This is a genomic window from Nocardia albiluteola (genome assembly GCF_018860155.1).
Lineage (GTDB): Bacteria > Actinomycetota > Actinomycetes > Mycobacteriales > Mycobacteriaceae > Nocardia > Nocardia albiluteola.
The window spans coordinates 122,234-134,001 of the sequence record NZ_JAHKNI010000012.1; the positions used below are offsets into that span (position 1 = coordinate 122,234).

Annotated in this window: 8 protein-coding genes; 4 read left to right on the plus strand and 4 right to left on the minus strand. The window is 71.0% G+C overall.

Features of this window, described 5'->3' with window-relative positions; all coding sequences use genetic code 11:
- Positions 1-35 precede the first annotated feature (35 nt).
- Positions 36-992 (minus strand): proteasome assembly chaperone family protein, encoded by a 957-nt coding sequence (locus KO481_RS30475; RefSeq protein WP_215921883.1) that lies wholly within the window; start codon positions 990-992, stop codon positions 36-38.
- A gap of 370 nt (positions 993-1,362) precedes the next feature.
- On the opposite strand from KO481_RS30475, the gene KO481_RS30480 reads away from it, so the two are divergent.
- Positions 1,363-1,980: a sensor domain-containing protein gene (locus tag KO481_RS30480; RefSeq protein WP_308166819.1), complete on the plus strand. Its 618-nt coding sequence runs from the start codon at positions 1,363-1,365 to the stop codon at positions 1,978-1,980.
- Positions 1,981-2,170: 190 nt separating this feature from the next.
- The gene (locus KO481_RS30485; RefSeq protein ID WP_215921885.1) at positions 2,171-3,442 is read left to right on the plus strand and encodes a DUF4192 domain-containing protein; all 1,272 of its coding nucleotides are present in this window, start codon (positions 2,171-2,173) and stop codon (positions 3,440-3,442) included.
- Positions 3,443-3,519: 77 nt separating this feature from the next.
- Here the strand turns inward: KO481_RS30485 and galE are convergent, their stop codons facing one another.
- The 3 genes from galE to KO481_RS44490 form a co-directional block, all read right to left on the minus strand.
- Complete coding sequence (gene galE / locus KO481_RS30490; protein ID WP_215921887.1) at positions 3,520-4,500, minus strand: UDP-glucose 4-epimerase GalE; 981 nt, start codon at positions 4,498-4,500, stop codon at positions 3,520-3,522.
- A gap of 12 nt (positions 4,501-4,512) precedes the next feature.
- Entirely contained in the window at positions 4,513-5,199 is a 687-nt protein-coding gene (locus KO481_RS30495; protein ID WP_215921889.1) for an iron-dependent transcriptional repressor DtxR, read from the minus strand.
- Between the two features lie 225 nt (positions 5,200-5,424).
- On the minus strand, positions 5,425-7,680 hold the full coding sequence (locus tag KO481_RS44490; RefSeq protein ID WP_215921891.1) for an FUSC family protein: 2,256 nt from the start codon (positions 7,678-7,680) through the stop codon (positions 5,425-5,427).
- An 81-nt stretch (positions 7,681-7,761) separates the two neighbouring features.
- Between KO481_RS44490 and KO481_RS30505 the strand changes: the two genes are divergently transcribed.
- Together KO481_RS30505 and KO481_RS30510 are read left to right on the plus strand one after the other, a co-directional pair.
- Complete coding sequence (locus tag KO481_RS30505) at positions 7,762-9,006, plus strand: acetoin utilization protein AcuC (protein ID WP_215921893.1); 1,245 nt, start codon at positions 7,762-7,764, stop codon at positions 9,004-9,006.
- 25 nt (positions 9,007-9,031) lie between these two features.
- On the plus strand, positions 9,032-11,761 hold the full coding sequence (locus KO481_RS30510) for a bifunctional acetate--CoA ligase family protein/GNAT family N-acetyltransferase (protein ID WP_215922081.1): 2,730 nt from the start codon (positions 9,032-9,034) through the stop codon (positions 11,759-11,761).
- The last annotated feature ends 7 nt before the right edge of the window (positions 11,762-11,768 follow it).

The window sequence follows — 11,768 nt, forward strand, 5'->3', positions numbered from 1 at the left end:
TCTAGTGGCCGGGTGTGATGCCCCGGACATCGGCGTCAGAGCTGATCGGTGCCGTCGGGGAGATCGGTGTCGCCGAAGCCGGTCTGCTCGGCCAGAAAACGCTCGAACTCGGCGCCCAATTCCTCGCCGGTCGGCAGGTCGGCATCGCTGGCCAGCAGGCTGGACTGGCGCTCCTGTGCGGTGACGAAGCTGTCGTACTGGCGCTCGAGGGCCTGCACCACCGTTTCGACCTCGGAGTTGCCGGCGATGTGCTCGTTGACCTGTTCCCGCACCCGCGCCGCCGCCTCGCCCAGGGCCGCGAGCGGCAGATCCAGCCCGGCGTTGTCGGCGACGTTCTCGAGCAGGGTCTGGGCCGCCTCCGGATAGGCGGTCTGCGCCAGGTAGTGCGGCACGTGCACCGAGAAGCCGATCGATTCGTGGCCGTGCTGCGCCATCCGGTACTCCAGCAGCGAGGAGGCGCTGCCCGGCACCTGCAGCTCACCGGGCCAGCGCTGATGCTCGCCGATCAGGTCACGATCGCTGGAGTGCGCGGTGACACCCAGGGGACGGGTGTGCGGAATCGCCATCGGAATCGCGCTCAGGCCGATCGTGCGGCGCACGCCGAGCTGCTCGGCCAGCAGCCGCACCGCGGTCACGAACTTCTCCCAGCGCAGATCCGGCTCCAGGCCGGACAGCAGCAGGAACGGCGTACCCGTGGTGTCCTTGACCGCCCACAGCGACAGCTCGGGCTCGGCGTAGTCGGAGAAGTGATCGGTCTTGAACGTCATCAGCGGGCGACGTGAGCGGTAGTCGAGCAGTTCGTCCACGTCGAAGGAGGCGACCAGCTCCGCCTCGAGGCTCTCGCGCAAGTGGGTGGTGGCCAGGCGGACGGCGTGGCCGGCATCGGTGAAACCCTCCAGCCCGTGCACCAGCACCGGACCGGCCCCGTCGGCGGACGACAGCTGCGGCGCCGGGAATTCCAACTCGTACATTCGCGACTCGTAGTCCTCCATCGCATGCTCCTTCCTGCGTGGTCCGCCACGACCAGGCCGGCGGCGGGGCGAATCCGGGCACCGCCTACCGTTCTGGTCCGTGAGACCACCTTCTATTGTCCCTCATGTGTTTCCGGCACGGTGTCGTCGGGCTGGATGATCGACGCGCTCCCGCAGCACAACGCGCGACCGGCCGGTCCGCATTCCCAGGTCGTGCCCTCGGCGTGGCAGCGTAGGCCCTCCGCGCGAGTTCGGCATAGTGAGCAGGGTGAACGTGCCGGGCGGACCGTATCCGGGGCGGCCTCGGGGTCCGAGGCCGCCCCGCGGCGGTCGGGCCCTGGTCGCCGGCTACGCGGCACTGGGGTGCCTGCTCACCGCCTGCGGATCGACGGTGCCCGGACATCCCGCCGAGGTGCGCAGCAGCGCCGCGGCGCGGCAAGCCGCGGCGGATCTGGCCTCGATGCTGCCGACCCAGGCGCAGTTTCCCTCCTCCTATCAGACGGCGGTGCTGTCGTACGAGGAGGCCACTCGGGCCGCGGCGGACCTGACCGGCATTCCCGACGGGGTGACGACCGTCACCCCGGCCGGGTGTGCGACGGCGTCGCCGTCGGATCCGAACGCCGTCGCGATCGTGGTCGGCACCGACGACGACACCCGGGCCACGATCACCGTCGAACTGACGCGGGCCGCCGAGCCGCTTGCGCGGCTGCACGCGCAACTGCGGCGTTGCGGCACGGTGCGGGCCCAGCACGGACCGATCACCAATACCGTTGTGACGCAACTCGATCCACCGCCGCCGGTGAATGCCGACGACTCGCTCGCTTGGAGCCGGACGGTGAGCGGGCAGCAGCGGGGGCCGGGCCTGGACAGGTCCATGCGGACGCTGGCCGCGCAGCTCGGTGACGTGCGGATCACCGCCACCTATCTGAGCTTCGGGGACGGCACACCCGACATGGAGGGCCTGGATCAGGTGTTCACGGCGGCGGTCGTGGACGTCCGCAAGGGCTGAACCGTCGGGACGGATCGCGCGCCTGCCCGCGAGTCTCCCTGTCCGGACGATAGCAGCCGCCCCCGACATGAACCCGCCTCGCGGACCCTGATCGGGGGAGTGATGCACAGCGCCGAAGGTTATCCCCAGGCCAACCGAAAGCCCAGGTCGCCGCCTGACCGCCGATACGCGCTGCGGCCAGGGTGGATGCATGACAACCGCTACCGAACCCACTCCCGCCGACAACGCCTCCGGTCGCTGCTGTGCCGGCACCGCATCGATCCGGCCCGAGGCCGCCCGGACCACACCCCCGACCGTCACCGGCCGACCCGCGGGGTCGGCCCGGGATGGTGCCTGCGCGCCGGACGAACCGGCGGCCGACCGACTGTCGCTACGGGTCGACACTCCCTCCGAATGCATCGCCGCGGTCCCCGCGTTGCTCGGGTACGTGCCACGCCGATCGATCGTCGCCCTGCTGTTGAACGAGGCGCCGCCGCGGTCCGGTGCGGTGATCCTCGGCGCCGTCACCCACCACGAGCTGGTCCTGTCCGGCCCCGCCGCATGGGCGCGGCTCTCCGAGCAGTTGGCGGGACTGTGCGCGCGTCAGCGCGTCGTCGCGGTGTTGGTGCTGATCATCGATGACCGCGCGGCACAGCCCGGCGGGGATCGCGCGGCGCGCCGACGTGGCCGGCACCGCGAACTCGTCGGGGCGCTCGAGAGCGCACTGGCCGCCGAGGGCATCCAGCTCGACGAGGCCTGGGGTATGTGCGCGATCGCCCCGGGCGCACCGTGGTGGGATGTGCTGGCACCCGGGACCGCAGGCGTGCAGACCGATCCTGCCGCCTCGCCCGTCGCGCTGGCCGAGGCGTCCGGCGAGCGCGGAACCTGCTCCTCACACACCGAGCCGAGCGTTCCGCTGGAGCTCGATGCGCAGCTCTCGTACGACGTGCGTGGGGAGCTCGAGATGGCGACGATCGAGGCGGGGCACCGATTCCGCGCCGCGGTGTTCCGCGACGAGGTGAGCCGCTATCAGCGCGCAAGTCTGAAGGAGGTACTCGACCGCGTCGACGGTGTCGCCGCCGGCGGCGAGCTCGGTGCGCGTGCCATGGCCCGCATTGCCGTCGCCCTGCGCGATCCCACCGTGCGCGACGCGATGTTCGCGTTGGCCGGCGGCGCTCGTGCGGCCGCCGCCGAGCAGGTGTGGGCGCACCTGTGCCGGGCACTGACCGGACGGGACCGCGCGGAGGCGGCGACTCTGCTGGGCTACTGCGCGTTCACCCGCGGCGACCGGTCGCTCGCGGGAACCGCACTGCAGGCCGCACTGGAATCGAATTCGGACCACACCCTCGCCCGGCTGCTCGACACGGCGCTCGGCGTCGGGATGCGGCCCCAGGAAATCCGCAAACTTGCCTGCAGCGGCCGGGCCAAGGCCGCCGAACTCGGCGTCGAGCTCGATCCGCACCCGGAATGGCCGCAGCCGTGAGGTCTGCGGCCGGACGATCGATGCGTGCCCGCCACCGGCGTCGCGCGGCCGGGTGCCGGAGGCCGCCCGGCGCGGCGCTACCGGGCGCTGTGCGCGCGGGCGCCCAGCGACTGCAGGAAAGCCCAAGCGTCGGTGACGATCTCGTCGAGATCGTTGTGCTCCGGACGCCATCCGAGTTCGGCGATCGCGCGCTTGCTGGAGGCGATCAGCACCGCGGGATCGCCGGCGCGCCGGGATGCGTCGACCGCCGTGATCGGGCGGCCCGTCACCCGCTCGCAGGCCGAGATCACCTCGCGTACCGAAAAGCCGGTGCCGCTGCCGAGATTGAAGATGCGATGCTCGCCCGCGCGGGACTGGGCCAGCGCGAGCAGATGCGCCTGCGCGAGATCCCGGATGTGGATGTAATCGCGGACCGCGGTCCCGTCGGCGGTCGGATAGTCCGTACCGAACACCGAGATCGATTCCCGATGCCCCAGAGCCGTCTGCAGAACCAGCGGAATGAGATGGGTTTCCACCACCCGGTTCTCGCCGAGCCCGCCGTAGGCCCCGGCGACATTGAAATAGCGCAGGCTGGTCGCGCCCAGCCCATGGGCCACCGCGTAGGAGGTGATGGCGTGGTCGATCGCCAGCTTAGAGGCGCCGTACGGATTGGTCGGCCGCGCGGGGGCGTCCTCGGTGATCGGCACCCGCTCGGGCTCGCCGTAGACCGCCGCCGTCGAGGAGAACACCAGCCGGGGGGTGCCGGCGCGGCGCATGGCCTCGAGCAGCGCCAGGGTCTTGACGACATTGCCCTGCCAGTATTTCTCGGGCCGCTGCACCGACTCGCCTACCAGCGACTGCGCGGCGAAGTGCAGGACGCCGTCGAAGGATTCGGACTCGATCAGCTCCGCGCCGACGGTCGCGATGTCGCCGTCGACGAATTTGGCCGCGCTGGGCACTCCCTCGGCATTGCCGGTGGACAGATCGTCGACCACGACGACCTCGTGGCCGTCCTCGATCAGAACCTGGGCGCAGACGCCGCCGACGTACCCCGCACCACCGGTGACCAGAAGTTTCATGCTGTGGATTCCTCAGACCAACTTCACCTGGACGGCATGCGCCATCTCGTCCGACAATTCGAATCCGCCGTGGCCGGGCACCGAGATGACAACGACCCCGGGCTTCGTCTCGACGGTGACACGGGCATCGGGCACCACGCCCGCCTCCCGCAGTTGACCGATGATCTCCGGATCGGTCTGGATGTGCTCCGACAGCCGGCGCACCACCACCGCGACGACCTGGCCGGCCGGCAGGTCGGACAGCCGGATCAGCTTCTCCTCGGCCGAGCCGGAAGCCGTCACGCCCAGTTCGTCGAGGCCGGGAATGGGGTTGCCGTAGGGGGAGGTGGTGGGGTTGTTGAGCACCTCGACCAAGCGGCGCTCGACATCCTCGCTCATCACGTGCTCCCAGCGGCAGGCCTCGGCGTGCACGTTCTGCCAGTCGAGCCCGATCACGTCGACCAGGAGCCGCTCGGCCAGCCGGTGCTTGCGCATCACCGCGACCGCCATGGAACGGCCCTTCTCGGTCAGCTCGAGGTGGCGATCGCCCGCCACCAGCAGCAGGCCGTCCCGCTCCATCCGGGCTACCGTCTGGCTCACCGTCGGGCCACTCTGCTCGAGGCGCTCCGCGATGCGGGCGCGCAGCGGTGTGACGCCCTCCTCCTCGAGGTCGTAGATGGTACGGAGATACATCTCCGTGGTGTCGACCAGATCCTTCACCTGATACCCCTTCGTCGCACGAATTCTACCCACGCGCGGTCGCGGTCCCGCGCGCCAGCGTATTTCGTATGTACTGCGGAAATGCCGAGCCGCACGGGTGCGCCCCGGCGGCGCCGGAATCCGGCGCGCCGCACTGCTAAGCATTTGTACTGCATACCAACGACAAAAACGGCACGTCGCATTCCGTGTCAGGGCGGCCGGGCACGGCCCGCACGCGACGTAGGGTCAGCTCGGTGCCGGCACGTCGACACCCAGGGGACGCGCGAGGGCGATGACGTCCTCGTCGATGCGCTGCAGGTGGCGCAGCGCCCGGAAGGTCACGGTGCGGGGGGCGGGCACCCCGAGGCTGTCGGTCTCGAGCAGCGCGGCGATGCCGGGGCCGGCCTCGATCGGCGGCCGATCGTGCGCCCGGCTCAGTTGCGCCACCAGCACGTCGATGTTGCGGGCGATCCGTCCGGCCACGCCGGCGAGCCGGGGATCGGCGCCCGGATGACCGCATTCGGCCGTGAGCTCGGCGGTCGTTGCCAGGTAGCGGGCGTGGTAGGCGGAGGTCTCGAGCAGGGCCACCACGTATCGGGCGGTCTCGCGGCGCTCGCGCAGCGGCGTGATCGGATGCGTCAGCGGCCGGGCGGACGAATTGAGTTGGGCCAGTTTCGTATCCAAGTCACGGGTGGTGTCCAGCAGATCCGGGACGGGGCTGCCGCTGAATCGTTCCACCGAGGCCGCCACGACATCTCCGAGGCGGCGCAGCACGGTGGCGAGTTGTTCGTCCGTGCGCCGATCGGTGCGCACGGGCAGCACGAGCATGGCCGTGACGATGCCGCAGGCGGCGCCGAGCAGGGTCTCCTCGATGCGCAGTACCAGCACCGCGACGCTGTATGTGTGCAGGAGGGTGTACAGGAGCCCGAGACCCATGGTGACGAAGAAGGCCATCAGCGTGTACGACAGCGGGGCGGTGAAGAACATCGCGAACACGCAGACCAGCACGAGTGCGAGCGCGACCCAGGTGTGCTGGCCCACCGCGGTCGCGAGCAGCACGCCGGCCACGACGCCCAGCACCGTGCCGAGCAACCGACGGTAGCCCTTGACCACAATCTCCCCGGTGGAGGTGGTGTTGGCGAAGATCACCCAGCAAGCCATCACCGCCCAATACCAGTGCTGCGGCGACAGCAGTTCGCCGCCGGCGATCGCGAGCGCCGAACCGGCCGTCACCTGAAAGGCCGCGCGGGTGGTCTGGCGCTGCAGCCGGGCGGGCGCCGGCGCGCGTGCGCCGGCCTGCTGTTCCGCACCGGAGATGGATTCGTTCTCCGCCGCGATCTCGGCCCGCGAACGGATTGCCGTGGGCGAGTCGTCCGTTTCCCGGGGCGCCGGGTCCAGCGCGAGCCACAGCCCGAGTACCCCCTGGACCAGATCGCCGATCGCTCGGAAGACGTCCCGCTGGGCCGGTGTGGCGGCGGGTGGAATACCGGTCGCGTCGCGGTAGCCCAGCAGCCGGTCGCGCGCGGGGAGGGCGGCGGCCGCGGGGTGCGAGCCCGGTGGCCGCAGGACCATCAGCCGCAGCGTGACGAGGTCCCGGTCCAGCGCCGCGGTCACCGGATCGGTGTCCTGCGGCCCGGCGGTCAGGGCGGGCGTCGCCGCGCCCGGCAGCCGCAGCGCCACCGGATCGGGGCGCTGCGTGCTGCGGGCGCCCACGAGCAGCAGGCCCAATCGCTCCGCGGCCACCTCGGCGGTCACCACGCGTCGCTGGACCAGCGCCGCGGTGGCCTCGTCCCGGGTCCCCGCCTCGAGCCGCCCCTGGATCATCAGCGCGGCCTCGTGCAGTCGTGCGGCGCTGCGCCGCAGCTCCTCCAGCACGTTGTCGCGATCGCCGGGCCGCGCGTACAGCAGCCGGATCTGTGCTGCCAGCAACTGGGCCAGGCGTGCCCGGAATGCCTGCCGCAGCCTTCGCAGCACCCGTTCGGGCCGTTCGGGAACGAGCACGAATCGGGCGATGGCGCTGCATCCGAATGCGAGTGCCACCGTGGCGAACACCGGCGGCAGCTGCGGCACCGTGACCCGGGCGAACATCGCGGTGAAGTAGATCTGGAAGCCGATCACGCCGAATGCGGTACTGCGATCACCGAATCTGCGCAGGTACACCGCGCCGAAGATGAGCCCGAGGAAGATCAGGTCCCGCGCGAGCACCCGGCCCTGCAGCAGGGCGCCCAGCGAGATCGTCGCGAGGGCGACCGGCACGCCGAGCGCGAGCGTGATCGCCTGGGCGCGAACGGTTTTGTCGGTGACTGCGAAGGCGCTGGCCATCGCCGCCATGGCTCCCACGATCAGATGGATCACCTCGACGCCGAGTATGCCGAGGACCGCGATCGTGAGCCCGACGGCGGTGGCAGTGCGCAGCCCGGCCGTCAGCCGCAGCAGACCGGGGTCCGATGCCGCGAAGCGTGCCCGGAGTCCGGTCCAGGGTGGGATCGGTCGTCGCGCCACCGGACCGACTCTACGAGTGCCCGGCCCTCGGCGGTGGCAGGTCCGCGCCCGTGGTCCGGCTGGTCGGCTAGCGTGACACGTATGGCGAGCGCAGCGCACAGCCCTGCCACCGTGGTGTGGACCGACCGTTTCCTGGACTACACCTGGACGCCGGAGCATCCGATGAAACCGGCACGGCTGCGGTTCACGATGGCGCTGGCCCGTGGTCTGGGCCTGCTCGACGGCGTGGAGCCGCTGGCGCCCGGGCCGGCCGGAGATGCCGAACTGCTGCGCATCCACACGCCCGCATATCTCGACGCGGTGCGTCACGCCGAGCCCGCCCCGCCCGGCGCCGCCGCCCCGGTCACCGCGCCGTACGGGCTGGGGACGCAGGACAATCCGGTCTTCCCGCACATGCACGAGGCGGCCTCGGTGATCGTCGGCGGCACCCTGGCGGCGGCGGGCGAGATCGCGGCGGGCCGCACCCGGAGGGCGGTCAGCATCGGCGGCGGCATGCACCACGCGATGGCCGACTCGGCCTCGGGCTTCTGCATCTACAACGATGTGGCGGTGGCCATTTCGTGGCTGCTGGACCACGGATTCGACCGCATCGCGTACGTCGATGTCGACGTGCACCACGGCGACGGCGTGCAGCGCGCGTTCTACGGCGACCCCCGGGTGCTGACCATCTCGGTGCATCAGCATCCGGCCACGCTGTGGCCCAACACCGGATGGCCCGAGGAGACCGGGGCGGGTGCGGCCGAGGGTACGGCGGTCAATCTCGGCCTGCTGCCCGGAACCCGGGATGCCCAGTGGCTGCGCGGATTTCATGCGCTCGTGCCCGGCGCCCTGGCCGCGTTCCGGCCGCAGCTGCTGATCAGCCAATGTGGTGTCGACACCCACCGGGAAGATCCCCTCGCCGATCTGGAATTGACCGTGGACGGGCAGCGCGCGGCGTTCCTGGCCATGCGCGATTGGGCCGACCGGTACGCCGAGGGCCGGTGGCTCGCGGTGGGCGGCGGCGGATACGGGCTGGTCCGGGTCGTGCCGCGGGCATGGACGCATCTGCTGGCCGCGGCCCTGGACCGGGATATCGACCCTGCTACGCAGATTCCGGCCGCCTGGGTGGAACAGGTCCGCGCCTACGCGCCCGCGGTCGAACCGCCGCGCACCATGGGCGACGGAACGGCGGCCGACTATGTGCGCTGGGACGGTCCCGGCGGTGCGCCGGATACCGGCGACGCACGGGCCGACCGGGCGCAACGTGCGGTCGACACCGCGCTGCTGGCCACGCGCCGGGCGGTGTACCCGCTGCTCGGCCTTGATCCGGAGGACCCCCGTGACTGATTCCGAGCACTCCCGCCCCAGCTGGATGGAGACGTTCAGCCCCGACACCCCCGAGACGCCGCCACCACCGCCGCAACACTGGTTCGCCGATGTGCTCGCCTCCGATGGCGGGGTGGTCAGGCTGCGCCCGATCGTCCCGGACGACGCCGAGGGTATGGAGCAATTTCACGCCCGGCTGTCCGACCGCACCCGCTATCTGCGGTATTTCGGACCGTATCCGCGCATGACGCCCAAGGACCTGTACCGGACCACGCATGTGGACTATCACGATCGGGTTGGTCTCGTCGTCGAGCTGGGTGCGGAGATCATCGCCGTGGGGCGCTACGAGCTGCTCACCGATCGCGAGGGGCCGCGCGCGGCCGAGGTGGCGTTCGTCGTCGCCGATGCCCATCAGGGGCGGGGCCTGGGCTCGATTCTGCTCGAGCACCTGGCGGGCGCCGCCGCTGAGAACGACATCGAGACCTTCGTGGCGGAGGTGCTGGCGGAGAACAGCGCGATGGTGACGGTCTTCCGCGACGCCGGATATCAGGTGCAGCGCAGCCGCGACGGGTCGGTGCTGCATCTGGAATTCGCCATCGACCCCACTGAAGCGCTGCTGTCGGTACGTGATTCACGCGAGCGTGCCTCGGAGGCGCGCAGCGTGGGCAATCTGCTGCACCCGCGGTCGGTCGCGGTCATCGGGGCGACTCCGTCGGTGGGCCGGGTCGGCGGGACGGTGCTGGCCAACCTGCTGTCGGGGGTGTTCCAGGGCCCGGTGTACCCGGTGAATCCGAATCGCAGCTCGGTGCGCGGGGTGCGGGCGTATGCCACCGTCCGCGACATCCCCGACGAGGTGGATCTGGCGGTGGTCGCGGTGCCGGCCGCGCAGATCGCCTCGGTGCTCGACGACTGTATGGCCAAGCGGGTCAAGGGTCTCGTGGTGCTGACCGCCGGATTCTCCGAGACCGGTCCGGCGGGATTCGAGGCCGAACGGGAGCTGGTCGCCGCGGCCCGCGGTCACGGCATGCGGGTGGTGGGGCCCAGCGCCCTGGGCATCGCGAACACCGATCCCGCGGTGTCGCTCAACGCGACCCTGGCATCGGTGCTGCCCGGCCGGGGGCGGGTCGGATTCTTCTGTCAGTCCGGGCCGTTGGGGGCCGCGATCCTCGGGGAGGCGGCCGCGCGCAGGCTGGGGCTGTCGGCCTTCGTGTCGGCGGGCAACCGCGCCGACGTGTCCGGTAACGACCTGCTGCAGTACTGGGACACCGATCCCGATACGGACGTGGTGCTGCTGTACCTGGAGACGTTCGGCAATCCGCGCAAGTTCTCCCGGATTGCGCGGCGGGTGGCGCGCACCAAACCCATTGTGGCCGTGAGCAGTGGGCGCAATTCCATGCGGAGCGCCTCGCCGAGCTCGCTGGAGCGGTCGGTGGAGCGCGATCTGTTCGCTCAGGCCGGGATCGTGCAGGTCGACACGATCTCCGAGCTGTTCGACTGTGCGATGCTGCTGGCTTATCAGCCGCTGCCGGCGGGGCCGCGGCTGGCGGTGATCGGCAACAGCGCCGCGCTGGGATGGCTGGCGGTGGACGCGGCGCGCGGCGAGGGCCTGGAGGTGGGCGAGCCGGTGGATCTGGGGCCGCAGGCCGGACCCGAGGACTACCTGACGGCGACCGCGGCGGCGGTGGCGTCCAACGTCGTGGATGCGGTCATCGTGATCTTCGCGCCGCCGGTGCCCACCGCCACGGCCGCCTACGCCGAGGCCATTCGTTCCGGGGCCGGGCAGGGGGTGTACGCGGACGGTGGCGGTCGTGCCCCGGCCGATGGCTCCGCCAAGCCGGTGCTGACCACGTTCGTCGCCGATCACGGCATGCCGAATCTGCTGGCTACCAGGGGCATCGGGGGTGCGGTGGAGAACGGTTCGATCCCGTCCTACCCCGATCCCGAACGTGCCGCGCGGGCGCTGGCGCGGGTGCACCGCTACGCGGACTGGCGCACCACCCCGGCCTCGGCGGTGCGGCGCCCGGCGGATCTGGATGTGGACCGGGCGCGGAATCTGATGGAGCGGTGGATGATTCGCTCGCCCGAGGGGAGCTGGCTCGGCGATCTGGAGGCGGTGGAGCTGCTGGACTGTTACGGCATCCGGGTGGTCGAATTCCGTGAGGTTCGCGATGCGGCCGCGGCCGAGGCGGCGGCGGAGGAGCTCGGTTATCCGGTGGCGGCCAAGGCCACGGGGGAGATGTGGCGCAACCGCTCCGATCTCACCGGGGTGCGGCTGGATCTGTGGCGGCCCTCGGCTGTGCAACGCGCCTACCACGATCTGTCGGAGATCTCCGGCAACGAGGTGGTGCACATCCAGAAGATGGCGACCAAGGGGGTCGGCTGCGTGCTGCGCGTGCAGGACGACCCCTCGTTCGGCTCGGTGATCAGCTTCGGGCTGTCGGGCATGATCATCGATCTGCTGGGTGATCGTGTCTATCGCGCGTTGCCGCTGACCGAGGCCGAATCGGTCGAACTGATCGACGCGCCGCGGGCCGCGCCACTGCTGGAGGGCCGCACCGGCGTACCGGGCAAGACCATCGGTGAGCCGGTGGACAAATCGGCCCTCTCCGAACTGGCGCAACGCATCTCGGCGATGTGCGACGACCTGCCGGAGGTGCGCGAGCTGTCCATCGAGCCGGTGCTCGCCTCACCCGAGGGCGCCGCGGTCCTCTATGCCCGCGTCCGCATCGGCCCGGAGCCCAGCCGCTTCGACATCGGCCCACGTCGTCTGGCCTGAACCGAAG